A 25,807-nucleotide genomic window follows, 5' to 3' on the forward strand; every position below is an offset into this window, starting at 1 on the left:
CGCCGCAGCCGTTTTGTCTCCGGCATGGATCGGGGGACGCTCACTCCGACGGCGTCAGGGTGAAGACGTGGTCGGCCCCCGCGATGGTAGCCGGACGGTGGGCGACGATGATCCTGGTCATGCGCAGGTCGCGCAACGCCTCGGCGATGACGGCCTCGGTGGCCTCGTCGAGGTGGCTCGTCGCCTCGTCGAGGAACAGGATCTCGGGCCGGCGATAGAGGGCGCGAGCCAGGATGACCCGCTGCTTCTGGCCGCCCGACAAGGTTGAACCCATGTCCCCCACCAGGGTCTCGAACCCCATCGGAGTGCGCTTGATGTCGGTGAGGATCGCCGCGCGCGCGGCGCATTCCTCGATCCAGCCCGGATCGGGCCGCTCGTCGAAACTGGCGATGTTCTCGGCGATGGAGCCGGCGAAAAGTCCGTCGTTCTGCATCACGCCCGCGATCCGGCGACGGTAGTTGGCCGCCCCCAGGGTGCGGATCTCCTGGCCGTCGACGAGGATCCGCCCCTCGCTCGCGGGGAGGAGGCCCATCATGATCTTCATCAGCGAGGTCTTGCCCGAGCCCGACGGACCGGTGATGGCGAAGCTCGTCCCTGCCGGCACGTCGAGGCCGAGATCGCGGAAGATCCAGGGCTCGTCCGCGCCGTAACGCAGGGCGAGATCCTTCACCGAGACGGATCCCGGCCGGTCCGTTGCCGGCGCCAGGGCGGGGGAGGCCGGTTCCAATGCGGAGCCGGAGCCTTCCTCGGGCTCGCTCATGACGATGTCCGAGAGCCGGTCGGTCTGGACGTTGAGCATGCGCAGCTGGAAGCCCGACTGGATCAGGTTGCCGATCCGCTGCGAGAACTGGTCGCGATAGGCGAGGAAGGCCACCAGCATGCCCAGCGTCATCGACTGGTCGATCACGGCCCGCGCTCCGAGAACCAGAAGCAGCAGCCGGTCGAGGCCGAACAGCAGCTCGTTGGCCCGGCCGAAGACGAGGTCGAGGCGCTGGAGCCGCAGCCGGGCGTTCAGCGACGTGACGAAGTGGTTCATCCAGGTGCCGCGGCGGCGCTCGCGCAGGTCGAGGAGCTTCACGCTCGCCATGCCGCGCACGGTCTCGATGAAATGGCTCTGCTGGCGCGCCTCGGCGACGATCGCCTCCTCGGTGCCCTCGCGGTAGGAGGCGTAGGCAGCGATCCGCAGCGCCGCGGCGAGCGCTGTCGAGGCGACGACGACGAGGGAGAGCCAGCCGCCATAGACCACCAGCATGGCGAGCATGCCGATGGACATGATGCCGTCGAGTACGGCCTGGACAAGATCGGTGGTGAGCCCCTTCTGGATCGTCGCCAGGGATCCGAAGCGCGAGATCACGTCGCCGACGTGCCGCTTCTCGAAATAATCCAGCGGCAGGCGCGAGAGGTGGTCGAACAGGCTGCCCGACCATTGGTAGTTCAGCTTGGTCCCGGTGAGCATGATCGCCCAGGTCCGCGCCACCGAGAGGACGAGCTGGACGACGAGCAGCAGGGCGAGGCCCACCGCGACCACCAGCAGCAGGTCGAGGTCGGCATTGACGATGACCTCGTCGATGACGATCTGGGAGGCGATCGGCATCAGGATCGCGACGAGTTCGATGCCGAGGGACAGGGCTAGGATCTGAGCGAGGGCCGGGCGAATGCCGCCGATCGTCCGGAACAGGTCGCCCAGCGCCAGTCCGCGCTGCCGCTTCTCGCGCACGAAGCTGGTGGTCGGGCTCGCCTCCAGGGCGACGCCCGTGAACTCCCGCGACGCCTCCGCGAAAGTGAGCTTGCGGCGCCCGCGGGCGGGATCGTGGATGACGATCCCCCTTCCGTTCACGGCAGTGAGCACGACGAAGTGGTTGAGCCCCCAATGCAGGATGGAGGGCGTCTTGAGCTTGGGCAGGTCCTTCAGCTCCGCCCGCAGCGCCCGCGTGGCGAGGCCCATCGAGCCCGCCAGGTCGATGAGGTTGCGCAGGGTCATGCCCTTGAGCGACAGAGCATGGCGGCGGCGCAGAGCGCCGAGATCAACGTGGCGGCCGTGATAGCCAAGCACCATGCCGAGGCAGGCCATGCCGCATTCGGCGGCCTCGGCTTGAAGCAGGACGGGCACGCGCCGGCCAAAGCCGAATTGGAGGGTGCTGAGCAGGCTCACGTTTTCATCCGCCCCGGGTCACGAGATCGACGCTGCGCTTGACCCGGTAGAGTGGGTCGAGCAGCCAGCGGTAAAGAGGGCGCTTCTCAAGGGCGATGTCGGCCTCGACCCGCATCCCGGCTTCCAGGCGGCGGCTCTCGCCATAGGCGATCACGTTGTTCTCGTCCGGCCGCACGATGATGCGGTAGATGCCGTCGCCGTTCTTCGCCTTGGCGCCGGCGGCTTCCGGCAGGTCTGCGGCCTCCAGGGGCGCCCGGGTTACCTCCGTGACGGTGCCGCGGTAGAGGCCAAAGCGCTGGAAGGGGAAGGCTGCGTAGCGCAGCATCACGGCTTCTCCCGTATCGATGAAGCCGATGGCCGAGGATTCCACGAACAGGTTCGCCTGGAGCCGGCCCTCGCTCGGCAGCAGCGTGAGCAGGGTGGCACCCGCCGCCACGCCCTGGCCGGCCTGGACCCTGATCGAGGTGAGGATGCCCTTCTCCGGCGCCCGCACCTCGATGGCCCGGCGCGCCTCGCTCTCGGCTCGCTGCTGCTCCAACTGGGCGGCGGTGCGATCCATCTCGGCGAGATCGCGGGCGAGCTTGTCGTCGAAGGTGGCGAGCGTCGCCTGCAATTCTCCGACCTTGCCGATGAGCTGCAGGCGCGAATTGCGGAACTGCGCGAGCTGAGAGCTGGCCTGCAGGTAGAGGTAGTTCTGGTTCTGGAGATCGGCCGAGCGGGCGAACCCGTCGCTCACCGCCTTGGCGAGGACATCGACCCGCTCCTTCAACGGCGGCACCAACTTCTCCTGCAGCTGAACCTGCTCCTCCAATTGCCGCGACTGGGATTGAAGGTTGTCGATCTGCTCGGCGAGGGAGCGCTTCTCCGTGGCGGCCATGGCGGAGCGCAGGCGGGCTTGCGCCTCGATCGTCTCCTTCTGCTTGGCCAACTGGTCGATGATGCGCTGCTGGGTCGGGCCGTTGGCCGACACGGCGTCGAGGTCGAGGGTGTAGAGCAACTGGCCTGGGACGACCCGGTCGCCCTCCTTCGCCCCCGAGGCGCTGACGCGCCCGGCCACGGGGCTCGCCACGGTGATGAGGCCCACATCCGGCGTGAGCATGCCGAGGGCGTGGATCCGGCGGGTATAGGTGCCGAAGACGACGTACAGGATTGCCGCGATGGTGATCAGGATCGTGGTCGCGGTCATCAGCCTGATCGAGAGCGGCTGCACGATCTGGGCTTCGCCCAACCAGGAATCCTGGCGCGCTCGGGCGACCTCTGCGCGGAATAGCGGCGACGTCATCGGTTTCGACGGTCCTCCTCGCCTAAAATCTGCGTTCTTCGACGGTCAGGCGTCTTATGCACGAGAAGCGCGGCGGCCCTACCGGCCCGCCGCGCTTCTTTACCGATCAGGATCGATGCGGATGAGGGCTCAGTGGCCGCCGAGGAGACCGCCAACCGCGCCGAGAAGGCCGCCGACGAGGCCGCTTACCAAGCCGCCCACCTGACCAACCACACCGGAGACGGCACCGAGTTCGCTGGACAGGTCGAGGTCCAGGCCGAGGGAGAGGCCGCCGCCGACGGCGTCTAGTTCAGTGGCGTCGAGTTCGCGGATGGTGTCGAGGTTCTGGGTCATGTCAAATCTCCGGGATCAGGCCGCGCGTTCGCTTCGCGCCATGCAGAGAAAATCAGGAAAGCCGGGGTCGGAGGCTGGGTTACTTGCCGCCGAGGAGGCCACCGACGGCACCGCCAACGGCACCAAGGAGGCCACCGACGAGACCGCCGACCAAACCGCCGACTTGGTCGATCGTGCCCGATACGGCACCGAGTTCACTCGAGAGGTCGAGGTCGAGACCCAGGGAGAGGCCGCCGCCGACCGCATCGAGCTCGGATGCATCGAGGGGGCGGATGGTGTCATTCGTCTTAGACATTACTTCTCTCCAGAGTAGGTTCGGTGCGTCGATCGTTTTTCTCAAGTCTATGTCTGAAAGCATTCGGTCTTGCTTTCTGCTAATCAGGCTACACGTCCGGGCTCAGTCATCAAGTCTCATTTTCTAGCGTTGTGTCTGAGACCGCGCTAAGAAAGATCTTTTGTCGATTGGTGACTGCGTGCCGCCTTCCCTGGGAGACGGTGAGGGAATGCCGGCTGTCCATCGCCGGGTTTGCGGAAACTTGGCGATTCTTGCCATAGTTGTCATGAGGCCTGGAATTTTGCATTCTTGCGACTAAATCGCTGAAAAACATAACGATTCCAGAATTAATTGACATTTTGTCGCACCGTATTGAGTCGCTGGAAAAGAGACTGGACTGTGTGGAGTTTGCTTCTCCTCTTACGGGCTAAGGCGAAAGCAATGACCTACGGTCCCGCCTAACGGGGCGTGCCCAGAATGAAGAACTTAGTTATAGGAGGAACAAACCGCAGTCGCGCTGCCCGGCGAGGCCGTGGCAGTCATGTTCGGGAGGCCGGATCGGACGACAAATGCAAGACATTTTATAATAGGGTTCCTCTCATCGGATACAGTTTCATTGTATCGCATCCTTGCGTGCCACATCGCTTTGCGGGAAGATGCAGGTCGATGGGCTTTCGACGGCAAGTGCTCGATAGGGCGGCTCATTGCCGAGAGTGCTGGTCGGAAATCTCTGCGTGTCGCTTGGGGGCAGGGCTCATTAAGACGGATCTTTCGGGTCGTCCTGGAGGCGGGCTGCAAACGGGAGTTTTCGCATGCACCATGAACTCGTGAATGCGGATTGATCGGAGCGAATTCGGCTGCACCATCGAACTCGACGGTGAGATCGAGGCGGTGCTTCAGACCAGCACGGGCCTCGGCTGGTCCGGCATCGGCTTCAGCGACATCATGCTCGGCAGCCAGGGAACGGTGTCCATCGTCCAGCAGGGCATCCACTTCGCCCTGTCGCTGGCGCCGCTGAGTCAGCGTTTCCTCTGTTCGGGCCAGACTTACCATTTCTCGGAGGACAACATCATCGTTCTTGAGCCGGGAGCTGCCGTGGTCGAGAACTGGACCGGGCCGTTCCGTACGATGACGTTGAGACTAGCCCCGGAAGCCGTCGAGCGTATCACCGACGTCTCCCTCACCAAGACACAGGTCCGGACCCAGTTCGTTCCGTCGCGTTCACAGATCGCGGTGAGCCACCTGCTGCAAGCCGTGTCGGCCGACCTGGAGACGGGATGCTCCAGTGGGCCACTGCTGGTGGAAAGCGTATCGGCGACGCTTCTACAGCTGTTCTCGGGCGCGGAAGCGACTCCCCGCCGCGTCGGCCCCACGCTGACTTCGGCGCAGGCTACGACCCTTCGCGAACTGATCCTCACGCACCTCACCGAACCGCTGAGCCTGCACCACTTGGCGGCCGCCGTCGGCACCAGCGTCGGCCATCTCGTTCGGGCCTTCAGGACATCCTTCGGTGTGACGCCCTATCAGTTCATCCTGCGCGAACGGGTGAACCGGGCGCAGGACCTGATTGCCAGCGGGACGTTGAGCCTGAGCGAGATCGTGCCCCTGGCGGGGTTCAACGATGCAAGCCAGATGTCGAAGACCTTCCGCCGTCTCACGGGACAGCCGCCACGCGCCTTCCTGCGCCGCGCGCGGGAGACCCGACCCCTCGGTCCATCGGAGGGTTAGGCCCCGCCGCTCCCGAGGCGTTCCGGCCGCGCTCCCCATCCTTCACCGATAGGAGCGGTCAGCATCGTTCTTGCGGAGTCCCGAACCCCGGGGTGTCCTATTTTCCGGAGGCGGCTGAACGGTCGGCGTAGCACTCGTCCCGAACAGAAGCTGGTTCTGATGGGTAGTGTCCGCGCTGGCGGTGGGTACCCGCACCTCGATAATGTCACGGAGGCGGCCACCGGATTGGCCGCCCAAGACGGAGTTGCGAGACGTCAACCTGACCGTAGAGCCCGATGACCGATGACTGCTCGCCGAGCTTCTGGCGGTCGCACCGTGTCCCGCGACATGCTCCTCCTCCGCTGGCCTCACGTTCCCGAAAGCCAAAGGCTCACTGGGCCTTCAGCACCATCCGGCAGGCGGCGGGAAGGGCCGCCATGGTCATCGGCGGCTTCGGCCTCGCCGGTTTCGTCGATTTCGGCGGGTTCAGCACCGCGGCGCTGAACCAATAGGCGAGTTCCTCGCCGCAGCCATCGCCGGGCGGCGGCGGAGCCTGGTCTCCGCATTGGTCGTCTCCGGCCGGGCAGGAGAGGCGGATATGGTAGTGGTAATTGTGCCCGTACATCGGGCGCACCTTGTTGAGCCAGGAGCGGTCGCCCCCCGCCTCCCGGCACAGGGCCTTCTTGATCGCCGGGTTGACGAAGAGGCGTGCGACCTCGGGCTGCTGGGCCGTGAGTCGGATCAGCTTGAGGTGCTCCGTCGTCCAGACTTGCGGATCGATGTCGAGGCGGTCCGTGCGCACCACGTTGGTAGCCGAGGTCTCCTCGCGCTCCGCGCGGGACATCCGGTGGTCCGGCATCGGTGTCAGCCAGATATCGGCGTCGAGGCCGAGCTGGTGGGAGGCGTGGCCCGTCAGCATCGGTCCGCCGCGAGGCTGGGACATGTCGCCCACGAGAAGGCCGTTCCAACCGACGCGGGGAGCCTTGGACGCCAGCCGCTCGATGAAATCCACGAGATTCGGCGTACCCCACATCCGGTTGCGCGAGAGGCGCATGACCTGCCAGTTCTGTCCGTCCTGGGCCAGTGCCTCGCCGCCGGAGAAGCATCCCTTGGCGTAGGATCCGTAGGGTCGGGCCGGGCCGGGAGCCGGAGTCGTCGCCCGCCCGAACAGGGCTTTGGCCGGTGTCGAGGGCGCATCGGGATCGGCCAGGGGCGGGAGCGGCTTGGGGTTCACGCTGCCCCTGTCCTGGGCCTGTGCGGCCCCTCCGCAGACGAGGAAGGCGAGGGCCGCGAAGCGGAACGAACGTGGGGTCAGGTGCATGGCGTCAACCTAGTCCATCGGCCGTCGGGCCGTCGAGAGCTCTCGGTTATTCCGCCGGCGAGACCGCGATCTTGATCGAGTCCGATTTCGCACCGCTGACGACGACGAGGATGGGGGTGGTGCCGAACTGGAACCGGACGCTCTTCGAGACGCCCGGACATCCGGGCCGCATCGTGCTCGCCACGGGTTTGCGGGTCGTCGTGCCGTCCTGACTCACGTCGATCCAGGCATTGTCCGACAAAGTCACCTGATACAGGCCGGGGGTGACAACGGGCGGTATCCGCAAGGTGCCGCCGAATGTGCCCGGATTCGGTTCCCGTGAGGGCGTGAAAGGAAGATCGGCTGCCGCGATCGGCTTGAGCGCCAGAACGGCGCCCGGCATCCCTGCGGAGAGGGTCGCGCCGGAATCGAGGCGGGGAAGAGAGGGCGCTTCGAACCAGGCCTGCTCCCGCAGGACCGGCCAGTCGAACGAAGTGCAGGCGGCCGGATCGGCAACCTGCTGCGCCAACACTCTGTCGGTCGCCAGACCCGTACCGGATGCGAGCACTAGTCCGGCGATGATCGGGAGCATTCTGCGCATGGCTACTGTCCTGTGAACGGTCGCAGCCCCCCCCTCGACCATGAGAACGGCTGCGCGGCCGGAAAGGTTTCCCGCAGCGGTCCGCTTCGGCGGGACGGCGCGGACCCGGTGATCACTCGTCGTCCGGTTGGTCAACGTCTTCGGACACGGTTCGGCGCACGCCCCAACCGCGCAACGTCTCGTTGAGTTCGTCGAGGGTGAAATGGCGGGCGCTGTCGCGGTCGTAGCCCTCGTCTAGATAAGCATCGTACTCGGTGAAGACGTGGCGGGTGAAGGCGACGAGGGCGAGCCATGCCGCATTCTGGGGGCTCGCATTCCGCAGGCCCGGACTCGCCAGTGCCCGCGCGAGGACGGAATCCGTCTCGAAGGCGGGCAGGCGCGGAGCGAGGATACGAAGCGCTTCGCCGACTGCGTCCGCGCGGGTCATCGCGGCGTCTCCCGGGAGCGCCTACTTGTCGTGGTGCCCGGCGGCGATCCTGTCCGTGAGGGCCATCAGGATTCCGGAGACGACGAAGACCATGTGGAGACCGACGAGCCAGTACAGCTCGCGGTCCGGCGTGGCCTTGATGTCCATGAAGGCCTTCAGCAGCGAGATCGCCGAGATGGCGACGATCGAGGACATCAGCTTCAGCTTCAGCCCGGTGAAGTCGATCGTCCCCATCCATTCGGGCCAGTCCTTGTGGTCCGTATGATCGATCTTCGAGACGAAATTCTCGTAGCCCGAGAACATTACGATAATGAGCAAGGACGCGGTGAAGGATAGGTCCACCAGGGTTAGCACGCCGAGAATGATCTGCGACTCGGTGGCGCTCCACATGTGCAGGACGAAATGAGCGAGTTCCTGCAGCAGCTTGATCAGGAGCACGACGATGCCGATGCCGAGCGCCGCGTAGAATGGCGCCAGCAGCCAACGACACGCGAAGAGCACGCGTTCGAAAACCTGTTCGATCATCCGTCTCGAATCCCCCGCCCGATCGGGCGGGGTTTGGCATGTGCGGCCAAGCTCGACAAGCGGTGAGCTTGGCAGGCGAAGCGCCTCAGGCGGCGACGCCGGTTCCGATCGGACAGGTCACCCCGGTGCCGCCGACACCGCAATAGCCCGCAGGGTTCTTGGCGAGGTATTGTTGATGGTAGCCTTCGGCGAAGTAGAACGCATCGAGCGGCTTGATCTCGGTGGTGATCTCGCCGAACCCACGTGCCTTCAACGCCTCCCCGTAGGCCTCTCGAACGCGTCGGGCGGTCTCGGCCTGCCCCTCGTTCGCGATGTAGATTCCCGAGCGATACTGTGTACCGACATCGTTGCCCTGGCGCATGCCCTGGGTCGGGTCATGGTTTTCGAAGAAGGTCTTGAGTACCGCCTCCAGGGGGCGCACGGCCGGATCGTAGACGACGAGAACTACCTCGTTATGCCCGGTCATGCCCGAGCAGACCTCCTCGTAGGTCGGATTGGGCGTGAAGCCGCCGGCATAGCCCACCGCCGTCACAACGATTCCATCCGGTAACTGCCAGAACTTGCGCTCGGTGCCCCAGAAGCAGCCGAGCCCGAGGACGATCTGCTCGCTTCCCTCGGGATAGGGGCCCTTCAGCGCATGGCCGTTGACGAAATGAGTGTCCGTGGTGGGGAGCGGCGTCGAGCGGCCGGGCAGCGCGCCGGCGGCACTCGGCATTTCGGGACGTTTGCGGAAGAACTGGAGCATCGGGGCCTCCGTGAGAGGGCGGGATGCTCCCTATATGGGGTGCCGGACCCCCTTCCTGAACGCCCCGTGTCGAAACGGCATGCCTTACGGTCGAGGCGTCAGGGCCGGCTGAGAAAGCCGATCGGCTCGCGGGGTGGCTGACCGAGCCAGAGCAGGAAGGCCCCGAGACCGAGCCCGAGGAGGCAGGCGGGGGCCAGGGTGAGCGGTAGGACGAGCGCCTGCCATAGCCAAGGCGCCACGCTCTCCACCGAGTTCTGGACTGCGCTTCCGCGCTCCTTGAACAGCGTCATCAGAAGGTCGCTCAAGCTGGTGACGCGGACGCCGTTATTGGCGATCGAACGCGCGCCATCGTAGACGAGGCCGACGAAGCCCGCCGCGAGGACGATATATCCGAGGAGGCGACTGAGAAAGCGGAGCATTGCGGCTTGCACACAGGCCGGCTCCCGTGCCGGCCCTGCCGGGTTAGGGGGCTTCGCCGCGTGGCGCAAGGTCTCCTGGAGTCTCGCGCGCAATGGCCGCCACGGCCCGCCATTGCGCGGTGCGATGGCTCCATGGCACAGCCCACCGCAGTCACCTCCAGCGGACCATCGCCTTGCCCACCGAACCCGTAACCACCACCGGATTGGTGATCTTCGACTGTGACGGGGTGCTGGTCGACAGCGAGCCGCTGAGCCTCGGGACCCTGACCGCCGGGCTCAACCGGATCGGCGTCGCCATCGATGGGGATACGGTGCGGGAGCGCTTCGCCGGCACGTCGATGACGTCGATCATGGGGCATATCGAGCGCGATTACGGGATCGTTGCCCCGGACGGCTTCGTCGAGGCGGTGAAGGCCGAAACCCTTCGCGCCTTCGACCGCGATCTACGCGCCATGGAGGGGATCGCCCACGCGGTGCGGGCGCTGGAGCTTCCGAGTTGCGTCGCCTCGAGCAGCGATCCGGCGCGGCTCGCCCATTCGCTCGGCCTCACCGGCCTTCTGCCCTTGTTCGACGGTCGCATTTTCTCGGCGACCATGGTCTCGCGCGGCAAGCCGGCGCCCGACCTCTTCCTCCATGCCGCCGCCGAGATGGGCGTTCCCCCCGGCCGCTGTCTCGTGGTGGAGGACAGCGTGCCGGGCGTAACGGCGGCGCGCGCCGCCGGAATGCGCGTCCTCGGCTTCACCGGCGGGGGCCATTGGCTGCACGACGCCACTGGGGCGGACCTGATCGCGGCCGGAGCCGAACGGGTTTATGGGCACCATCGCGACCTCGCCGGCTTGATCGAGCCTGCGGCTGCCGCGTCGGCCTGACCACGGCACTATCCGAAAAGCCGCCTGCCGAAAAACCGTCTGCGCTTCACGGGGCCAGGCGTCATTCCTGCTACGAGGCAGCATGCATTCGAAAGATGCATCCGTTGACGAATCGGGGCGTTGCTCTCATTTTAGAGATGCGGTTCCAGGCTGAATGGCTTGGTCCGCCGCGGTGATTTGAAGTGTGTAGCTTGCGCCGCGTCATCAAACGCTAAAGCACTACGGAGCGCTCGCGCCTCGTGGTCCTTCATCGAAAGGATGACTTGCCGTGATTGATCGATTGTCGTTTCAAGCTCTCCCGTGGGCCTGCTCCCGCTGTCGATGCTGACCCACCCGTCAGATCCGATCGCTTGCAGCAGATGGCCGTCAGGCCGCGCCAGGAGACTTCGACACCATGCCCCATCTTCACGAGGCCGACGCTCATCGGGCGTTGAACCGATTGCACACGCCTGATGCCCAGGCGGATCATCTCCAAGCCCGTGCCCGCAACCACCTTCATGCCGCCCCGCCGCCACGGGTGATCGAGGTCGGCGAAGTGACGGCTGGCATCGCCGTGCCCGAGCGGGGTGGCGTGCGGTTCTTCTCGTCAGGACGTGACTTCGACCCTCTCGACGGGCTCGTTTTCCGCAGCGTCGAGCAGGCGGCGAAGGCGGCGCGAGACCGTTTCGTGGCCCGTCGCGCGCCGCGCAGGCACGGCGCCTCGGCCCGCTTGGATCATATGAGGGCCGAGATACCCTTCGACGTCCATCCGGTAGCGCAACGGGGCTGAGCCCCGCTCGCATATCGAAGGCGGGCGTCCATTTGGTTGTTTTTGGATGGGCGCCCGCCCGAGCAAGGCGTCTCGGGGGGGCGTTTCACCCGTTGCCGACATGACTCGTCGGTGGGGCGGCCCTCAGCCGCCGCCGGCGCTCGGCGCGCGCGAGTTCGGCCGCGTTGGCAAAACCCGTCGCCGTGGCGATGTCGGCTGAACCGAGGGCGCTTTCGCGACGCAACTGATGGGCTCGGTCGAGCCGCAAGGCGAGATAATGCCGGTGAAGACTGATACCGATCCGGTTTCTGAAGAGCAGCTCGAGCTGCCGGATCGAGACGCGGGCGAGATCAGCCAGGCCTTGCCGCGATAGCGGCGCTTCCAGATTGGCCTCCATGGCGGCGAGGACCCGAAGCAGGCGAGGGTCGCGCACCCCGATCCGCAGGCGCAGGTCCATCCTCTGCGGGCTCAGGCCTTCCCGGATCTGGTTGTGGAGGAACCAGTCGCTGACGCCGTTGGCGAGGCCCGGACCGTGGTCGCGTTCGATCAAGCTGAGCATCAGGTCGAGGGCCGCGATGCCGCCCGAACAGGTTATCCGATCGTCCTGGATTTCGAACAGGGAACGCACGACCTCGATATCCGGATAGCGTTCCTCGAAGGCGGGAACATGCTCCCAGTGGAGTGTGCAGCGGCGCCCCGTCAGTAGACCCGCGCGCGCGAGCAAGTAAGGCCCTCCGGAAATTCCGCCGAGCGTGATCCCACGCCGGGCGAGATGGCGAAGCCAGGCGGTCAGGGCCGGGTCGTCGAAGGCGGCGGGATTTCCGCCCGCACAGACGAAGACCCGATCGGCGTCGAGTTTGGTGTCACCGACATCGACATCCGGCAGGATCGCGATCCCGTTGGAGGCTTGGACGGCGCCTCCGCCCGGTGCCGCATGCCACCAGCGATAGACTTCGCTGTCCAGGAGGGTGTTGGCCGCCCGCATGGGCTCGACCGCGGCCGCGTAGGACATGAGCGGAAAGCCGGGCAACAGGATGAAGCCGACGGTGAGCGTCGCCGACCTTTCCGGCGCGACGGCGTTCCGACTCGAATTCGAAGGATTGGGTGCTGGGGGCCGGCTGCTCATTTCTGCGCGAATTGTCTGGATGGCGTCGCAAAATGCAAGGGGCGCTAGCCAGCGATACGCTACCCAAGGGATCACACGCCGCAGCCAGCCCCGGAGCATGTCCCGCCATGCGCTATTCCCTCCTCAGCGTCATGGGTCAGGCCCTGCGCGGCCAGCGCGACTGGAAACCCCAATGGCGCGATGCCACACCCAAGGCCGAGTATGACGCCGTCATCGTCGGCGGCGGCGGCCACGGCCTCGCGACGGCCTATTACCTCGCTAAGGAGCACGGCATCACCAACGTGGCCGTGCTCGAGAAGAGCCATGTCGGCTCCGGCAATGTCGGGCGCAACACCACCATCGTCCGCTCCAATTATGGACTTGCTGGGAACATCCCGTTCTACGAACGGTCGATGAAGCTCTGGGAGGGGCTGGAGCAGGACATCAACTACAACGCCATGGTGAGCCAGCGCGGCGTGCTGAATCTCTACCATTCGGACGCGCAGCGCGATGCTTATGCCCGGCGTGGCAACGCCATGCGGATGGCAGGCATCGATGCCGAACTCCTCGACCGCGAGGGGGTTCGGGGAATGGTGCCATTCATCGATTTCGACAATGCGCGCTTTCCGGTGAAGGGCGGTCTCCTCCAGCGCCGGGGCGGCACGGTACGCCACGACGCCGTGGCCTGGGGCTATGCCCGCGCGGCCAGCGACCGGGGCGTCGATATCGTCCAGAACTGCGCCGTCACCGGAATCCGTCGGGAGAACGGCCGGGTGGTCGGGGTCGAGACGAGCCGTGGCTTCATCCGGGCGAAGAAGGTCGCGCTCTCGGTGGCGGGCTCGACATCGCTGCTGGCCTCCATGGCCGATCTGCGCCTGCCGATCGAGAGCCACGTGCTCCAGGCCTTCGTCAGCGAGGGCGTGAAGCCCCTCATCGACACGGTGATGACCTTCGGCGCCGGCCATTTCTACGTCAGCCAGTCGGACAAGGGCGGCCTCGTCTTCGGCGGCGATATCGACGGTTACAATTCCTACGCCCAGCGCGGCAACCTCGCCACGATCGAGGACGTGATGGAGGGCGGCATGGCCCTGTGGCCAGGCCTCGGGCGCCTGCGCCTGCTGCGGCACTGGGGCGGGATCATGGACATGTCCATGGACGGCAGTCCGATCATCGACCGCACGCCGATCGACGGGCTCTATCTCAACGCGGGCTGGTGCTACGGCGGCTTCAAGGCGACCCCGGCGGCGGGGTTCTGCTTTGCCCATCTCATCGCCCGCGACACGTCGCATGAGGACGCCGCCGCCTATCGCCTCGACCGCTTCGCCACCGGCCATCTCATTGACGAGAAGGGCATGGGCGCCCAGCCGAATCTGCATTGAGGGAGAACGATCATGCGTATCCGATGCCCCCATTGCGGGACACGCGACAACGGCGAGTTCAGCTATCTCGGCGACGCCGCGCCGGCCAGGCCCGACGGCATGGAGGCTCAGCCTGCCGCCATGCACGATTACGTCTACCTGCGCGACAACCCCGCCGGCCCTCATCGCGAGCTTTGGTATCACGGCGCCGGCTGCCGCTCTTGGCTGGTCGTCGATCGGGATACGCGAACCCATGAGATCACCGGGGTGTCTTCCGCCCGCGACGTGGCGCTGAGTCGCCGGACAGGAGAGGTCGCATGACCACGATCACCCTTCGGGACACCGCCTCCCCGAGCGGCGCGCGCCCGGCAACGGCTGCCGGGCAGGGCTTTCGCACAGCGACCGGCGGCATGATCGACCGCCGCCGTCCCCTGGACTTCACCTTCGACGGCCACCGCTACGGCGGTTTCCAGGGCGATACCCTGGCCTCGGCGCTGTTGGCCAACGGCGTGCGGCTCGTCGGTCGGTCGTTCAAGTACCACCGCCCGCGCGGAATCCTCACCGCCGGTTCTGAAGAGCCCAACGCCCTCGTCGAGCTGCGCTCGGGCGCACGCCGGGAGCCGAATACCCGCGCCACCGTGGCCGAACTGTACGAGGGCCTGGAAGCGTCGAGCCAGAATCGCTGGCCGTCCCTGAAGTACGACGTCCTCTCGGTCAACGCCCTGGCGGCGCCGGTCTTCGCGGCAGGGTTCTACTACAAGACCTTCATGTGGCCGTCCGCTCTGTGGGAGAAGCTCTACGAGCCGCTCATCCGCCGTGCTGCCGGCCTCGGTCGGGCCGCCCATGCGCCGGACCCCGATACCTACGACAAGGCCTTTGCCTTCTGCGACGTGCTGGTCATCGGCGCCGGACCGGCCGGCCTTGCGGCGGCCCTGGCCGCCGGACGGGCGGGCGCGCGCGTGATCCTCGTCGATGAGGATCACCGGACGGGAGGGCGCCTGCTTGCCGACCGGCGCGAGATCGCTGGCCGATCCGGGGCGGATTGGGCGGCGGATGCCCTTGCCGAACTGGCGAGCATGCCGGAGGTGCGCATCCTCCCCCGAACCACCCTGTTTGGGGTCTACGATCATGGTGCCTACGGGGCGATCGAGCGCGTCGGCGATCATCTCGCCCTGCCTCCCGCCCATGCGCCGCGCCAGCGCATGTGGCGGATCACGGCAAAGCAGGCCATCCTCGCCGCCGGAGCCATCGAGCGCCCGCACGTCTTCGGTGGCAACGACCGGCCCGGCGTGATGCTGGCCGGCGCTGTGCGGACCTACCTCAACCGATACGGCGTGCTGCCGGGCCGGACCGTCGCGATCTTCACCTCGGGCGACGACGGATGGCGCACCGTGACCGATGTCTCCGCGGCGGGCGGGCAGGTTGCGGCGGTGATCGATTCCCGCTCCTCCATCCCCGCCGACCTGCGCCGGGCCGCCGAGGCCGTGGGCGCGAGGGTCATCTGTGACGGATATGTCACCGGCACGAAGGGGCATCTCGGCCTTGAGGCGATCGAGGTGGTGGACACCTATGGCAGTCGCCAGACCATCGCCTGCGACTGCCTCGCCATGGCCAATGGCTGGAACCCGATCGTGCATCTCGATTCGCATCTGTCGCGGCGCCCGGTCTGGGACGAGACGATCCACGCTTTCGTGCCGGGCGCGCTTCCCTCCGGCATGGTGGCCGTCGGGGCGGCGGGCGGGGCCTTCACCTTGGCATCCTGCCTGGAGACCGGCGGCCGGGCCGGGGCGGAGGCCGCCTCCGCCTGTGGATTTGCCAGCGCCGTGCCCGAGACCCCGAGGACCGATCCCGAGAGTCTTGCCCATACACCGCTCTGGCGGGTGCCGGTGTCGAAGGGCAAAGCCTTCGTCGATTTCCAGAACGATGTGGCGGCTTCCGATGTGGAACTCGCCCATCGCGAGGGCTTCCGCGCGGTGGAACTCCTGAAACGCTACACCACCCTCGGCATGGCCACCGACCAGGGCAAGACCTCGAACCTCGCCGGGCTCGGCATCATGGCGGAGCTCACCGGCCAGCCGGTCGCGAGCGTCGGCACCACGATGTTCCGGCCGCCCTTCACCCCCGTCGCCATCGGCGCCTTCGCTGGGCATCACCGGGGCAAGGACTTCCGGGCGACCCGGCACGTCCCCTCCCATGCCTGGTGCGAGGAGCAAGGGGCAGTGTTCGTGGAGACCGGCCTGTGGCTCCGACCGGCCTACTTCCCGAAGACCGACGAGACCGACTGGCTGAAAACGGTCAATCGCGAGGTGAACACCGTGCGCGCCCATGTGGGTGTCTGCGACGTGACGACGTTGGGCAAGATCGACATCCAGGGCCGGGACGCCCTCGCCATCATCGAGCGGGTCTGCGCCAATCCGTTCGGCACGCTGCCCGTGGGCAAGGCGCGCTACGCCGTGCTGCTGCGCGAGGACGGCTTCGTTCTCGACGACGGCACCGTCGCGCGGCTGGGTGAGAGCCATTTCGTGATGACGGCCTCCACGGCCAATGCCGCCAAGGTCATGCAGCACCTCGAGTTCTGCCACCAATGGCTGTGGCCGGAACTCGACGTGCAGATGGTCTCGGTGAGCGAGCAATGGGCGCAATACGCCGTGGCCGGCCCGCGAGCCCGCGACACGTTGCTGGGCATCGTGGATCCCGGTTTCGACATCTCGAACGAGGCCTTCCCCTTCCTCGCCTGCGCCGACGTCACGGTCGGTGGAGGCATCCCCGCACGACTGTTCCGCATCTCGTTCTCCGGCGAGCTCGCCTATGAACTCGCGGTGCCGGCCGCCTATGGCGACGCCGCGTGGCGGGCGATCATGGCGGCCGGCTCGGCCCACGGCATCACGGCCTACGGCTCGGAAGCGCTCTCGGTGATGCGCATCGAGAAGGGCCACGCGGCCGGTGCCGAGATCAACGGCCAGACCACGGCGCGCGACATTGGCCTCGGCGGTATGCTCGCCAAGAAGAAGGACTATATCGGCCGCCTGATGAAGGAACGGCCGGCCCTCGTCGATCCCGATCGGCCGATCCTCGTGGGGTTCCGCCCAGTCGACCGCAGCCAGCGCCTGCGCGCGGGGGCACGTTTCCTCGCCATCGGTGCCGCCCCGAGCCTCGCGGCCGATGAGGGCACCATGACGTCCGTGGCCTATTCACCGAGCCTCGGCCACTGGATCGGGCTCGGTCTGATCCGGCGCGGCCAAGAGCGCCATGGGACACGGGTACGCGCCTACGATCCGGTGCGTGACGGGGATATCGAAGTCGAGATCTGCTCACCGGTCTTCGTCGACCCGAAAGAGGAGAAGCTGCGTGTCTGACGGTATCGAGACGACATTGCGGCCGAGGAGCGCCTGGGCGGGGATCGCACCGGTCGGCCGGCACGGACGTCCGGGCGGCGAGCCCGGCCTCACCCTGACCCTGCGCGAGGAAATCGGGCTCGCCACTCTGATCGCGGTGAAGGGCCGGACCGACGCCCTGCGGCAGGTTTTGCACGAGCGCTTCGGCTGGTCGCTGCCCGATACGGGGACCACCAGCCTGACGGGAGAGCGGGGGTTGGTCTGGTGCGGGCCGGATCAATGGCTCGCGCTGTTTGAGACCCGCCGGGAGATGGCTGGCCTTGTCCAGGCCCTGCAGGGGCTCGCTGCGGTCACCGACCAGAGCGACGCCCGCGCGATCGTCCGCGTGTCCGGGCCGGACGCCCGGGCGTTCCTCGCCAAGGGCCTCGCCATCGACCTTCATCCCCGTGCCTTTCAGCCGGGGCAGGTCGCTGTCACTGCCCTTGCGCATATGGGCGCGCAGGTCTGGCAGCGGGACGCATCCCCCGCCTACGATCTTGCCGTGGCACGCAGCTTTGCAGGCAGCGTCTGGTCGTGGCTGAGCCATGCCGCGGACGAATTCGGCTACGACGTGCGCAATGCGGAACCGGTGGCTCAGCCGCGCGGGTAGACGATGATGGACAGGTAGGTCATCGGCGTCTTGATCAGTTTGGCCGGCCCGTGGGAGGCCGCCGAGTCGAACAGGAGCGAGTCTCCCGGCTGCAGCGTGTAGTCGTGCTTGTCGTGGCGATAGACGACTTCGCCGGTCAGCATATAGATGAACTCGGTCCCGGCATGGCGAAACCCGGTATAGGACTCGGCATCGTTTTCCAGGGTGATCAGGTAGGGCTCGACGACGATCTCACCGCGCAGGCCCGCCCCGAGAAGTTCGTAGAGATGGCCGGCTTTCGTCCCGCGCCGCTCGATGACGACACCCTGCCCGCGCCTGACGAAGGAGCAGTCGCGGCTCTCCTCGAAGGCCGAGAAAAGCACGGTGATGGGCACGTTCAGCGCCTTCGCGACGGCGTTGATCGAGGATAGCGACGGCGAAATCTGGCCGTTCTCCATCTTCGAGATCATGCCGGGCGAGATCCCAGCCGCTGTTCCGAGATCGGCCACCGAGAGGTCGCGCTCGCGCCGGAACAGGCGGATCTGGTGGCCAAGCGCCCGCTCGAGTGTCCGCTTGTCGTCGACCGGTGCGTTCGAGGCGGTGTTCAGCATCCGGTTTCTGATCTCGTCCTGATCGCGACACGCATCGAGCACGATGCACGAGCCAGCATGTCGGCATGCAATTCTCGTCTAGCACCGGAATACCGCACCGAACAGATTGCGCGATCGTCAGTGAGGCGATCCGACTCATCATTGCCGGTGGCAGGATTTGCGCACTTCGTTACCGGTCCTGACAACCTCGGCCAAGCAGGCTCGCCGAATGGCGAAACGCGTCCGTGTGAAGGACACGGTGCGCATCCTTGGCGCGCCAGCGGACAGGTTGCTTAGGATGCCAATTCCGGAGCGCCTCACGATAAGATGGGCGGCCGTTTCGGCACGGCCATCCTCGGAGCTCGTGGGTCAAGGTATCGAAATGGTTGGGCGTGGGGCGGAGCCATAAGACGTCATGGCACGCAGACGCGCGATCCGGTAAGCATCGGGGATCGAGAGCGCCCAGACGAACACGCCAGCGGCGTGGCGACCGATCACATCGATATCCGGTGAAGCGAATTTCGTGGTCAGCCATGCTCCCACGAGGGTGAAGAACGCGAATCCCAGGCCGCGTTGCGCCTTCCCGACCAGCACATGGCCCATGCCGGGAAGCACGATGGCCGCCGCGAGGACGAGATAAGGGTTAGGCTGCGGCGCGCGCAGGGGGGGCTTCGGATCCATGGACTGTGCCTTCTCCGGTGAGGCTCCAGACGAGCTCGGTCGCTCGGGTGAGCATTGGCCGCAGATGCTCCGGACCGATCCGCGTCACGGGAAAGCGATTCTCCCGCAAGAGCAGGTAGGCACCGCGATCGCCCTGGCAGAGCTGGCTCACGATTCGGATTCCCCGGGGCGTGAGCAGCACTTCTTTCACGCGTGGCTCGGCGAGGATGGTCGCGACCGCTGCGGAGGCGCGGTCAAGGATTGGCTCGGCACTGCGAGATCCCCGCACCAGCGTCTCGCCGGGCCAGCCCTCCGGCACGTCATAGCGCTCCGGGAGGTTGTCCGCAGGGGCGTAGAATTCGGCGCCCACCACGCGCCTTAGGACATCGATCGTGCCGCGTACGCCCATTGGGTGATGCACCGAGACGCTGAGCCAGAGCTGCGGCAGGCGGCGGAAGGCCAGGGCTTCAGGAATGATCCGAATCTCGACCGGCAAATTCAGGAACCTGCCCGCGAGGGTCCCGAAGCCCGTTGGGTCACGGCCATGGACCGGCTCCGCCAGTAGGTCTTCGCAGGGCCGGAGCATCCCGGTCCGTTCCGCCGAGGCCGTCCGGCTGCGACGGTAGAGTACGTAGCCGGCGGCACCGAGGATCGGAAGGACGAGGAGGTCGATCATGCCGGCCTCAATAGCCGCGCGGCTTCGGCCAGTGCATCGTGAACTGGTCGCCGCGCCGGACATATTTGTAGCGGTGCAGCACGAACCAGGCTGAGGCGATGATGTAGAAGGTCATCATCGCGACGAGCTGCGTCCCGTAGCCGAGGAAGACCGCCACATAGGTCACACTGCACAGGAGCAGAAGCAGCAGGCACGGCAGCGGGTGAAGCGGATGGACGTAGCCCCTCTGAATGGTGCCGAGGGGCCATTTCCGCCGGAACAGGACGATGGAGAGCGCCATCAGCGTGTAGCCGAGCAGGCCGGACAGGATCGAGAAGGTGATGGTCTGGTCGAGCGGCGTCGAGACCGCGAACATGATCGCCACCGGCACGAAGAAGACGATCGACCTGTAGGGGGTGTGGTAGGCGGGATGCACCGCACCGAACCAAGCCGGCATGTAACGGTCGCGCCCCATGGCGAACCAAGCCCGCGAGGCGTCGTTGATGCAGCCATTGGCCGACGCGACGGTGGCGAACAGTGTGCCGAAGAACAGAAACACCTCGAGCCAGCGATTCCCTGTGAGACGCCCCGCATCGTAGAGCGGCGTCACGGCCTGGCCGAGATATTCCCAGGGCATCAGCCCCGAGCAGACGTACCAGGTCGCCGTGGCGGCGATCAGCAGGGTCATCATCCCCGTCATGGTCCCGAGTGGCAGGGCGCGGGCGGGTGAGCGCACCTCCTCGGCGGCCTGCGTCGTTCCCTCGATGCCGAGATAGAACCACAGGCCGAAATGCATGGCGGCGAGGATGCCGAGATTCCCGTATGGCAGGCCGACCAGAAGGGCATCGTGCTGCAGCACGACGCCCGGCGCCCAGGGCTGGGTCGCCACGAAAAGCACCACGATGGCGAGGAAGGCCGCGGCCGTGATCAGCAGGTTCATCGTCAGCGATGCGAGCACGCCGCGATAATTCAGGAAGGCGAGGGCCACGATGGTGAGCACCATGAAAGCGCGCTTGTCGACGGTGCCCGCGACACCGAGATTGGCCATGAATGCCTCGAGCAGATCCCCGGTCACGATGGCGTTCGAGACTTCGAGCATGGTGTAGGCCATCACGAGGTAGAGGCCGACATTGAAGGCCGCGAGCGGCCCGATGATGTGCTTGGCCTGCGCGTACTGGCCGCCGGCGGCGGCAACCGTGGATGTGATCTCGGAATCGATCATGGCCACGCAGGTGTAGAGGATCCCGGCGAGCCAGCAGGCGGTCAGCGCCGCGACCGGTCCACCCTTGCCGACGGCGAAGTTCCAGCCCATGAACTCGCCCACCAGCACGATCCCGACGCCGAGCGCCCAGACGTGACCGGGTCCGAGCACGCGCAGGAGCGCGACCTTCCTGGTGGGCACCGCGCCCGCCACCGACGACACGTCAGCCAGGGAGACCTTCGGGGCCTGGATTCCGGGCGGAGAGGCGACCTGAACATCCTGCATCACGACCTCGCTGCCTGTTCGCCGACATCGGCATCCACGATCTCGCCCTCTTCGGACGAGAGGAGGTAGTCCTCGCCGAAGGCCCGGTTGGTGCGCACAAGATCGACGGCCATCCAGAGCGATAGGGCTCCGGCGATCGCCCAGGCGCTCCAGTTCATGATCTCGACCATGACGAATATCCTCGTAGGAAAGGAACGGGCTGGCCGTGACCGCGGCCGATGAGGCTCAGCGCGGCTCGACGGTCTTTCTCGAATCGTCGTCACCGAAGCGCTCGGCGATGACTTCACGGTATTCGTGGTCGGAATAGCGGACCATGAAGACAAAGTAGGCGACGATGATCAGCGCCGTGAATGTCAGGGCCGTCCAGTTGAAATTGTAGTCGAAGCGCGTGCCAATGATCGTAGCGGCCTTCTCCGGTGCGATGCCCAGTTTCTCCCATTGCGCCGCCATGACCGCGTTCTGACCCAGGGATTCCCAGGATGGGTTCGGATACTTCGTCGTGGTCGTGCCTCCGCCGGCCAGTTTGAGCCAGAGCGGCAGGTAGAGCGTGATGAAGACCAGGACGAGCATCAGGATCGCGTCGAAGATCTGCCCGACGATCGGCTGACTCGGCGGCTCGTAGGGAACCTTCTTCATTCGGTCGCTCCTTTGTGCTGCCGCGCTTTGCGGATCTGATCGAGGTAGTAGATGTCGGTGCCGTAGATCGCGGTTTTGTCTTCGCTGTAGTGGCGAATCATCGCGAAGGTTGATGCTGTATTGAGGAAGAGAACGATGGCGCCGAGGATCGCCATTGGAAGCAGCAGATGAGCGCCATCGAAGGCCTTCCACATGCTCCAGAACGTGAAACCATAGATCAGCCAGACGGCGACCACCGCGAAGATCGCGGCCGCGCTGTCGCGTCGGAACATGGCTGAGATGCGGGGATCCTGATTCACGGCACTTCCTCCGGGGATTTTCTTTTTGAGAACCGAGGGTTCCTTTCCGGAAAGATCCTGCTGGAAATGGGCCCTTGTCAATGCCTAAAATGATGGCGCATTGCACAAGTAATGAATTTTTGTGCCTGTTCCTTGGCGGTGCCGATCTTGTGCCGCTGGGTATTTGATGACGGAGAAGGGATGGCATTGGCCCGCTATCCCGACTGGCCGTCGCCCCGTTCCGTGCTGGCGAGGTGTTGTCGCGTTCTCCGTCCTATAGGACTTGACGGCCCCAGGATTTTAGCGAAACCCTATTTCCCGAAGGGAATGTTCAATTATCCAGGCGAGCAGACGCGCTTGTCGCGAAGGCCGGTATTGCCCGCGCTTGTTGGCGAGCAAGCTTGTCACGGCAAGAACCTGTGCCTTGAAACTTGGTCTTGCGGGGCAGATTGCTTGCAAGGCTTGGTTTTGGCCGGGTAAACATTACGCCGAGCAGCTGCTTTATCTTTTAGCTCTTCCAATGCGAAGGAGCTCACTCACGAGCAGCTGAATGACACGCAGGCCAAAAATTTCTCAAGGAGAATTTTTTGTGACCGAGAGTTGACGTCGTGATTGGAATGTGAGAGCAACGATCAAGATGCTCGAGGGAAGCGGGAAAGTGCGATGTGCGGTATAGTCGGGTTGTACTTGAAGAACTCAAAGCTTGAGCCGCAGCTCGGCTCGCTTCTGTCCAAGATGCTCGCGACCATGACGGACCGCGGTCCCGACAGCGCCGGCTTCGCCGTTTACGGATCGGACAGTGACGGCGTGAAGCTCACCCTGCGTGGTCCGGATCAGGCGGCGCTGAGGAAGGCGATCTCCGGCCTGGAGGAGGTCTTCACCCTCACCTTCGTGAAGACGGAACGGGACACCCACACCGTCCTATCAGTGCCGGCAGAGCACGAGGAGCGGATCCGCGCGTGGCTCAAGGTCGAGGCGCCGGGCATCGACGTGGTCAGCGCCGGCCGGCGGATGGAGATCTACAAGGAGGTCGGGCTGCCGGCAGCCGTCGCCGAGCGGTTCGATCTCGCCAGCATGATCGGCACCCATGGAATCGGCCATACCCGCATGGCCACTGAGAGTGCGGTCACCACCAATGGTGCGCACCCGTTCTCCACCGGCATCGACGAATGCCTGGTCCACAACGGCTCGCTGTCGAACCACAACGACATGCGCCGCCGCCTTGAGCGCGAGGGGCTCACCTTCGCCACCAAGAACGATACCGAGGTCGCGGCCGGCTACTTGAGCTGGCGCATGCGCGAGGGTGCGTCCCTCCAGCAGGCCCTGGAGTCGAGCCTTTCGGATCTCGACGGCTTCTTCACCTTCGTGGTCGGCACCGAGACGGGCTTTGCCGTCGTGCGCGATCCTATCGCCTGCAAGCCCGCGGTGATGGCCGAGACCGACGATTACGTGGCGTTCGGCTCCGAATACCGCGCCCTCGTGGGACTGCCCGGCATCGCCTCCGCCCGCGTCTTCGAACCCGAACCCGCCAAGGTCTACGCCTGGGAGCGTCACTGATGTCGTCCTACGATCTCAACCAGGCGCCCCTGCGCGACCTCAACCGGGCACTGCACGCCCTGCGCCCCGACACCAACGAGACCCACTGGACCATCAACGGCCCGGATGGCCGCCACGCCATCGCCGTGGGCCTCGATGCGCCGATCTCCGTCGAGATCGAGGGGAATGTCGGCTATTACTGTGCCGGTATGAACAAGCTCGCGAGTGTCGTGATCAACGGCAATGCGGGCGTGGGTGTCGCAGAGAACATGATGTCGGGCTTCGTCCATGTGCGGGGCGATGTCAGCCAGTCGGCCGGTGCCACGGCGCATGGCGGCCTCCTCGTGGTCGACGGCAATGCGGGCGCGCGCTGCGGCATCTCGATGAAGGGCATCGACATCGTCGTGAAGGGCTCGATCGGCCACATGTCGGCCTTCATGGCCCAGGCCGGGACGCTGACCGTGCTCGGCGATGCCGGTGAGGCTTTGGGCGATTCCCTCTACGAGGCGCGGCTCTACGTACGCGGCTCGGTCAAGAGCCTGGGCGCCGATTGCATCGAGAAGGAGATGCGCGACGAGCACCGCGAGCAGCTCTACGCCAAGCTCCAGGCCGCTGGTTTGGCCGGTGAGGTCAACCCGTCGGAGTTCCGGCGCTACGGCTCCGCCCGCCGCCTCTATCATTTCAACGTTGACAACGCCGGAGCCTACTGATGGCCGAGACTCCCAAGGACCCGACCGCCAAGGACCCGACCTTCAAGGATGCGCGTCCTCTGCCGCGCACCAAGCCCCGCTTCTCGGCGACTTTCACCCCCGACGTCATGTCGGAGATCCGCCGCGCCGCCGCCACCGGCATCTACGATATCCGGGGCGCGGGGGCGAAGCGCAAGCTGCCGCATTTCGACGACCTTCTGTTCCTCGGCGCCTCGATCAGCCGCTACCCGCTGGAGGGCTATCGCGAGCGCTGCGGCACCGAGGTTGTGCTGGGCGCCCGTTTCGCCTCGAAGCCGATCCATCTCAAGACCCCGATCACCATCGCGGGGATGAGCTTCGGCTCACTCTCGGCCCAGGCCAAGGAGGCGCTCGGGCGCGGGGCGACGCTGGCCGGCACCTCGACCACCACCGGCGACGGCGGCATGACGCAGGAGGAGCGCGGGCATTCGCAGACGCTGGTCTACCAGTATCTGCCCTCGCGCTACGGCATGAATCCGGACGACCTGCGCAAGGCGGACGCGATCGAGATCGTGATCGGCCAAGGCGCCAAGCCCGGCGGCGGCGGCATGCTGCTCGGCCAGAAGATCACCGAGCGGGTCGCCGGCATGCGCTGCCTTCCTCCGGGCGTCGACCAGCGCTCAGCCTGCCGCCACCCGGACTGGACCGGGCCGGACGACCTCGAGATCAAGATCGAGGAGCTGCGTGAGATCACCGATGGCGAAAAGCCGATCTACGTGAAGGTCGGCGCCTCACGGCCCTATTACGACACCGCGCTGGCCGCCAAGTCCGGCGCCGATGTGGTGGTGCTGGACGGCATGCAGGGCGGCACGGCCGCCACCCAGGACGTGTTCATCGAGCATGTCGGCATCCCGATCCTGGCGGCGATCCGCCCCGCCGTGCAGGCGCTGCAGGATCTCGGCCTGCACCGGAAGGTGCAGCTCATCGTCTCGGGCGGCATCCGCTCGGGGGCAGATGTGGCCAAGGCCCTGGCGCTCGGCGCCGATGCCGTTGCCATCGGCACGGCGGCGCTCATCGCACTGGGCGACAACGACCCGCGTTGGGAAGCCGATTATCAGGCCCTCGGGACCACCGCCGGCGCCTATGACGACTGGCATGAGGGCAAGGATCCCGCCGGCATCACCACACAGGATCCTGAACTGGCCAAGCGCCTCGATCCCGTCCTGGCTGGGCGGCGGCTGGCCAACTACCTCGCCGTGATGACCCTGGAGGCGCAGACCATCGCGCGCGCCTGCGGCAAGAGCCACCTGCATAACCTCGAACCCGAGGACCTCGTGGCCCTCACCATCGAGGCCGCCGCCATGGCGCAGGTGCCGATGGCCGGCACGGGCTGGATTCCGGGCAAGACCGGCTTCTGAGCACAACGAAGGGCCGTCCCACGGGGGCGGCCTTTCCCCTCGACAGCACGGCCGAGCGGGCCGCCCGATTCA

At 66.0% G+C, this 25,807-nt stretch carries 28 protein-coding genes; 10 read left to right on the plus strand and 18 right to left on the minus strand.

What is annotated here, in order from left to right; translation table 11 throughout:
• Nucleotides 1-40: 40 nt before the first annotated feature.
• The 4 genes from K368_RS0105970 to K368_RS0105985 form a co-directional block, all read right to left on the minus strand.
• Nucleotides 41-2,152, minus strand: a complete 2,112-nt coding sequence (locus K368_RS0105970) for a peptidase domain-containing ABC transporter (protein ID WP_027171606.1) — start codon at nt 2,150-2,152, stop codon at nt 41-43.
• A gap of 4 nt (nt 2,153-2,156) precedes the next feature.
• On the minus strand, nt 2,157-3,434 hold the full coding sequence (locus tag K368_RS0105975; RefSeq protein ID WP_027171607.1) for an HlyD family efflux transporter periplasmic adaptor subunit: 1,278 nt from the start codon (nt 3,432-3,434) through the stop codon (nt 2,157-2,159).
• 129 nt (nt 3,435-3,563) lie between these two features.
• Nucleotides 3,564-3,767 carry a hypothetical protein gene (locus K368_RS0105980; RefSeq protein WP_018045605.1) on the minus strand — a complete coding sequence of 68 codons (204 nt, stop codon included), beginning with the start codon at nt 3,765-3,767 and terminating at the stop codon, nt 3,564-3,566.
• Nucleotides 3,768-3,846: 79 nt separating this feature from the next.
• Nucleotides 3,847-4,062, minus strand: a complete 216-nt coding sequence (locus tag K368_RS0105985; RefSeq protein WP_027171608.1) for a hypothetical protein — start codon at nt 4,060-4,062, stop codon at nt 3,847-3,849.
• An 810-nt stretch (nt 4,063-4,872) separates the two neighbouring features.
• Here K368_RS0105985 and K368_RS0105990 point away from each other — a divergent pair.
• Nucleotides 4,873-5,769, plus strand: a complete 897-nt coding sequence (locus K368_RS0105990) for an AraC family transcriptional regulator (RefSeq protein WP_027171609.1) — start codon at nt 4,873-4,875, stop codon at nt 5,767-5,769.
• 370 nt (nt 5,770-6,139) lie between these two features.
• On the opposite strand, the gene mepA is transcribed toward K368_RS0105990, so the two are convergent.
• The 6 genes from mepA to K368_RS0106025 all read right to left on the minus strand — a co-directional run bounded on the left by mepA (nt 6,140) and on the right by K368_RS0106025 (nt 9,765).
• A complete protein-coding gene (mepA, locus tag K368_RS0106000; RefSeq protein ID WP_027171610.1) occupies nt 6,140-7,069 on the minus strand; it encodes a penicillin-insensitive murein endopeptidase in 930 nt (309 codons plus the stop codon).
• Between the two features lie 46 nt (nt 7,070-7,115).
• Nucleotides 7,116-7,649: a hypothetical protein gene (locus K368_RS0106005; RefSeq protein ID WP_036266000.1), complete on the minus strand. Its 534-nt coding sequence runs from the start codon at nt 7,647-7,649 to the stop codon at nt 7,116-7,118.
• A gap of 112 nt (nt 7,650-7,761) precedes the next feature.
• The gene (locus tag K368_RS0106010) at nt 7,762-8,076 is read right to left on the minus strand and encodes a DUF2293 domain-containing protein (RefSeq protein ID WP_027171612.1); all 315 of its coding nucleotides are present in this window, start codon (nt 8,074-8,076) and stop codon (nt 7,762-7,764) included.
• A 21-nt stretch (nt 8,077-8,097) separates the two neighbouring features.
• A complete protein-coding gene (locus tag K368_RS0106015) occupies nt 8,098-8,601 on the minus strand; it encodes a TIGR00645 family protein (protein WP_027171613.1) in 504 nt (167 codons plus the stop codon).
• Between the two features lie 85 nt (nt 8,602-8,686).
• A complete protein-coding gene (gene msrA, locus K368_RS0106020) occupies nt 8,687-9,346 on the minus strand; it encodes a peptide-methionine (S)-S-oxide reductase MsrA (protein WP_027171614.1) in 660 nt (219 codons plus the stop codon).
• A 98-nt stretch (nt 9,347-9,444) separates the two neighbouring features.
• The gene (locus tag K368_RS0106025) at nt 9,445-9,765 is read right to left on the minus strand and encodes a hypothetical protein (protein WP_027171615.1); all 321 of its coding nucleotides are present in this window, start codon (nt 9,763-9,765) and stop codon (nt 9,445-9,447) included.
• Between the two features lie 173 nt (nt 9,766-9,938).
• On the opposite strand from K368_RS0106025, the gene K368_RS0106030 reads away from it, so the two are divergent.
• Together K368_RS0106030 and K368_RS23980 are read left to right on the plus strand one after the other, a co-directional pair.
• Nucleotides 9,939-10,634, plus strand: a complete 696-nt coding sequence (locus tag K368_RS0106030; protein WP_027171616.1) for an HAD family hydrolase — start codon at nt 9,939-9,941, stop codon at nt 10,632-10,634.
• A 439-nt stretch (nt 10,635-11,073) separates the two neighbouring features.
• On the plus strand, nt 11,074-11,403 hold the full coding sequence (locus K368_RS23980) for a hypothetical protein (protein WP_051440011.1): 330 nt from the start codon (nt 11,074-11,076) through the stop codon (nt 11,401-11,403).
• Nucleotides 11,404-11,488: 85 nt separating this feature from the next.
• On the opposite strand, the gene K368_RS23985 is transcribed toward K368_RS23980, so the two are convergent.
• Nucleotides 11,489-12,394 (minus strand): GlxA family transcriptional regulator, encoded by a 906-nt coding sequence (locus K368_RS23985; protein ID WP_245259518.1) that lies wholly within the window; start codon nt 12,392-12,394, stop codon nt 11,489-11,491.
• Between the two features lie 221 nt (nt 12,395-12,615).
• Between K368_RS23985 and K368_RS0106045 the strand changes: the two genes are divergently transcribed.
• Genes K368_RS0106045 through K368_RS0106060 form a run of 4 tightly spaced genes read left to right on the plus strand, consistent with a single transcriptional unit; the run spans nt 12,616 to nt 17,829 of the window.
• Nucleotides 12,616-13,866 (plus strand): sarcosine oxidase subunit beta family protein, encoded by a 1,251-nt coding sequence (locus tag K368_RS0106045; RefSeq protein WP_027171617.1) that lies wholly within the window; start codon nt 12,616-12,618, stop codon nt 13,864-13,866.
• A gap of 12 nt (nt 13,867-13,878) precedes the next feature.
• A complete protein-coding gene (locus tag K368_RS0106050; protein WP_027171618.1) occupies nt 13,879-14,166 on the plus strand; it encodes a sarcosine oxidase subunit delta in 288 nt (95 codons plus the stop codon).
• Nucleotides 14,163-17,201 (plus strand): sarcosine oxidase subunit alpha family protein, encoded by a 3,039-nt coding sequence (locus K368_RS0106055; protein WP_027171619.1) that lies wholly within the window; start codon nt 14,163-14,165, stop codon nt 17,199-17,201. Before K368_RS0106050 ends, K368_RS0106055 begins: the two co-directional genes overlap by 4 nt.
• A complete protein-coding gene (locus K368_RS0106060) occupies nt 17,194-17,829 on the plus strand; it encodes a sarcosine oxidase subunit gamma family protein (RefSeq protein ID WP_027171620.1) in 636 nt (211 codons plus the stop codon). Before K368_RS0106055 ends, K368_RS0106060 begins: the two co-directional genes overlap by 8 nt.
• Here K368_RS0106060 and K368_RS0106065 read toward each other — a convergent pair.
• The 7 genes from K368_RS0106065 to K368_RS0106095 all read right to left on the minus strand — a co-directional run bounded on the left by K368_RS0106065 (nt 17,814) and on the right by K368_RS0106095 (nt 22,134).
• Nucleotides 17,814-18,419 (minus strand): XRE family transcriptional regulator, encoded by a 606-nt coding sequence (locus tag K368_RS0106065; protein ID WP_027171621.1) that lies wholly within the window; start codon nt 18,417-18,419, stop codon nt 17,814-17,816. The genes K368_RS0106060 and K368_RS0106065 overlap by 16 nt on opposite strands.
• Nucleotides 18,420-18,767: 348 nt before the next feature.
• Nucleotides 18,768-19,079, minus strand: a complete 312-nt coding sequence (locus K368_RS23990; RefSeq protein ID WP_051439772.1) for a hypothetical protein — start codon at nt 19,077-19,079, stop codon at nt 18,768-18,770.
• Nucleotides 19,042-19,734, minus strand: coding sequence for a hypothetical protein (locus tag K368_RS23995; protein ID WP_051439773.1), 693 nt, complete (start codon nt 19,732-19,734; stop codon nt 19,042-19,044). The genes K368_RS23990 and K368_RS23995 overlap by 38 nt, the downstream gene beginning before the upstream one ends.
• A gap of 7 nt (nt 19,735-19,741) precedes the next feature.
• Nucleotides 19,742-21,145, minus strand: coding sequence for an amino acid permease (locus K368_RS0106080; RefSeq protein WP_036266772.1), 1,404 nt, complete (start codon nt 21,143-21,145; stop codon nt 19,742-19,744).
• 53 nt (nt 21,146-21,198) lie between these two features.
• Complete coding sequence (locus K368_RS27005; RefSeq protein WP_197030985.1) at nt 21,199-21,369, minus strand: hypothetical protein; 171 nt, start codon at nt 21,367-21,369, stop codon at nt 21,199-21,201.
• A 55-nt stretch (nt 21,370-21,424) separates the two neighbouring features.
• Nucleotides 21,425-21,835 carry a hypothetical protein gene (locus K368_RS0106090; protein ID WP_027171623.1) on the minus strand — a complete coding sequence of 137 codons (411 nt, stop codon included), beginning with the start codon at nt 21,833-21,835 and terminating at the stop codon, nt 21,425-21,427.
• Entirely contained in the window at nt 21,832-22,134 is a 303-nt protein-coding gene (locus K368_RS0106095) for a hypothetical protein (protein WP_027171624.1), read from the minus strand. Before K368_RS0106095 ends, K368_RS0106090 begins: the two co-directional genes overlap by 4 nt.
• A gap of 642 nt (nt 22,135-22,776) precedes the next feature.
• On the opposite strand from K368_RS0106095, the gene K368_RS0106100 reads away from it, so the two are divergent.
• The 3 genes from K368_RS0106100 to K368_RS0106110 are packed head-to-tail and all read left to right on the plus strand — an operon-like array spanning nt 22,777 to nt 25,735.
• The gene (locus K368_RS0106100; protein WP_027171625.1) at nt 22,777-23,670 is read left to right on the plus strand and encodes a glutamine amidotransferase family protein; all 894 of its coding nucleotides are present in this window, start codon (nt 22,777-22,779) and stop codon (nt 23,668-23,670) included.
• Nucleotides 23,670-24,359: a protein glxC gene (locus tag K368_RS0106105; protein ID WP_027171626.1), complete on the plus strand. Its 690-nt coding sequence runs from the start codon at nt 23,670-23,672 to the stop codon at nt 24,357-24,359. The genes K368_RS0106100 and K368_RS0106105 overlap by 1 nt, the downstream gene beginning before the upstream one ends.
• A complete protein-coding gene (locus K368_RS0106110; protein WP_081739505.1) occupies nt 24,359-25,735 on the plus strand; it encodes an FMN-binding glutamate synthase family protein in 1,377 nt (458 codons plus the stop codon). Before K368_RS0106105 ends, K368_RS0106110 begins: the two co-directional genes overlap by 1 nt.
• Nucleotides 25,736-25,807 lie beyond the last annotated feature (72 nt).

This window comes from Methylobacterium sp. 10, assembly GCF_000519085.1.
GTDB lineage: Bacteria > Pseudomonadota > Alphaproteobacteria > Rhizobiales > Beijerinckiaceae > Methylobacterium.

Coding starts and splice junctions, on each gene's coding strand:
- K368_RS0106110 (WP_081739505.1), top strand. CDS start 24,359: ATGGCCGAGACTCCCAAGGACCCGACCGCCAAGGACCCGACCTTCAAG.
- K368_RS23985 (WP_245259518.1), bottom strand. CDS start 12,394: ATGTCCTACGCGGCCGCGGTCGAGCCCATGCGGGCGGCCAACACCCTC.
- K368_RS27005 (WP_197030985.1), bottom strand. CDS start 21,369: ATGGTCGAGATCATGAACTGGAGCGCCTGGGCGATCGCCGGAGCCCTA.
- mepA (WP_027171610.1), bottom strand. CDS start 7,069: ATGCACCTGACCCCACGTTCGTTCCGCTTCGCGGCCCTCGCCTTCCTC.
- K368_RS0106090 (WP_027171623.1), bottom strand. CDS start 21,835: ATGAAGAAGGTTCCCTACGAGCCGCCGAGTCAGCCGATCGTCGGGCAG.
- K368_RS0106010 (WP_027171612.1), bottom strand. CDS start 8,076: ATGACCCGCGCGGACGCAGTCGGCGAAGCGCTTCGTATCCTCGCTCCG.
- K368_RS0106005 (WP_036266000.1), bottom strand. CDS start 7,649: ATGCGCAGAATGCTCCCGATCATCGCCGGACTAGTGCTCGCATCCGGT.
- K368_RS23995 (WP_051439773.1), bottom strand. CDS start 19,734: ATGATCGACCTCCTCGTCCTTCCGATCCTCGGTGCCGCCGGCTACGTA.
- K368_RS0106100 (WP_027171625.1), top strand. CDS start 22,777: ATGTGCGGTATAGTCGGGTTGTACTTGAAGAACTCAAAGCTTGAGCCG.
- K368_RS0105990 (WP_027171609.1), top strand. CDS start 4,873: ATGCGGATTGATCGGAGCGAATTCGGCTGCACCATCGAACTCGACGGT.
- K368_RS0106065 (WP_027171621.1), bottom strand. CDS start 18,419: ATGCTGAACACCGCCTCGAACGCACCGGTCGACGACAAGCGGACACTC.
- K368_RS0106015 (WP_027171613.1), bottom strand. CDS start 8,601: ATGATCGAACAGGTTTTCGAACGCGTGCTCTTCGCGTGTCGTTGGCTG.
- K368_RS0106055 (WP_027171619.1), top strand. CDS start 14,163: ATGACCACGATCACCCTTCGGGACACCGCCTCCCCGAGCGGCGCGCGC.
- K368_RS0105980 (WP_018045605.1), bottom strand. CDS start 3,767: ATGACCCAGAACCTCGACACCATCCGCGAACTCGACGCCACTGAACTA.
- K368_RS0105985 (WP_027171608.1), bottom strand. CDS start 4,062: ATGTCTAAGACGAATGACACCATCCGCCCCCTCGATGCATCCGAGCTC.
- msrA (WP_027171614.1), bottom strand. CDS start 9,346: ATGCTCCAGTTCTTCCGCAAACGTCCCGAAATGCCGAGTGCCGCCGGC.
- K368_RS0106050 (WP_027171618.1), top strand. CDS start 13,879: ATGCGTATCCGATGCCCCCATTGCGGGACACGCGACAACGGCGAGTTC.
- K368_RS0106105 (WP_027171626.1), top strand. CDS start 23,670: ATGTCGTCCTACGATCTCAACCAGGCGCCCCTGCGCGACCTCAACCGG.
- K368_RS0106045 (WP_027171617.1), top strand. CDS start 12,616: ATGCGCTATTCCCTCCTCAGCGTCATGGGTCAGGCCCTGCGCGGCCAG.
- K368_RS0105975 (WP_027171607.1), bottom strand. CDS start 3,434: ATGACGTCGCCGCTATTCCGCGCAGAGGTCGCCCGAGCGCGCCAGGAT.
- K368_RS23990 (WP_051439772.1), bottom strand. CDS start 19,079: ATGGATCCGAAGCCCCCCCTGCGCGCGCCGCAGCCTAACCCTTATCTC.
- K368_RS0106025 (WP_027171615.1), bottom strand. CDS start 9,765: ATGCTCCGCTTTCTCAGTCGCCTCCTCGGATATATCGTCCTCGCGGCG.